General features: G+C 38.1%; 1 protein-coding gene. It reads right to left on the bottom strand.

Annotation, left to right across the window (positions count from 1 at the left end):
* Window positions 1-57: 57 nt before the first annotated feature.
* Window positions 58-620 (bottom strand): hypothetical protein (locus tag DN394_RS28750; protein ID WP_218944377.1); only part of this gene is annotated, 563 nt, incomplete at its 5' end.

Raw genomic sequence — 620 nt, 5'->3', positions numbered from 1 at the left:
ATCGATATAGCACGAAGGTAAATGAGTATGCATCTAACAACAAAAGCGCTAGAAACCTCAAATAGGGGCTTCTAGCGCTTTATTTTTGTTGGGTGTTGTAGGTAATAGATGCTTGATGGTCGTGTATTCCCAATACCTTCTCCCATTTGGATAAATGCCATCTGCTGGAGGGATTTTTCCTTCTGTCATTAATTGATTAAATTTCGTGTGATATAGTTTTAAAAGACGTTGCAACTCGGCTCGAATATAGCGCTTTTGAATGCCATTTAAAAGCGGAGTAACCGTAGAATGCTTCCAATATCGTATTCCATTACTGTGTATACCATCTGGAGCAGGAAATGCTTCTTTTTCAAGTTGCTTATTGAATGTAGGATAAGATAGCTTCAATAGAGTCATGAGTTCATGATCGGTATACTCATGTCGATGCAATATAGCCTGCTCATAAGGCTTGGATTGTTTATAAAGCAGGCTTGCGAGTTTCCCAAGCATCTGGCTAATAAAAGGGTACGAATATCCTAAATAACGTAGATAAAGAGCACAATATAAAGAATACTGGATCGGGTTTTGTTCTTTTTGGATAAGCGATTTCCACTTAGTAGATTCAGGGCTACAAACCAATT

Origin of the sequence: Bacillus sp. BB081, from assembly GCF_008368895.1 — a bacterium.
GTDB classification, from domain to species: Bacteria; Bacillota; Bacilli; order Bacillales; family Bacillaceae_G; genus Bacillus_A; species Bacillus_A wiedmannii.
This window is presented reverse-complemented; position numbering and strand designations above follow the sequence as displayed.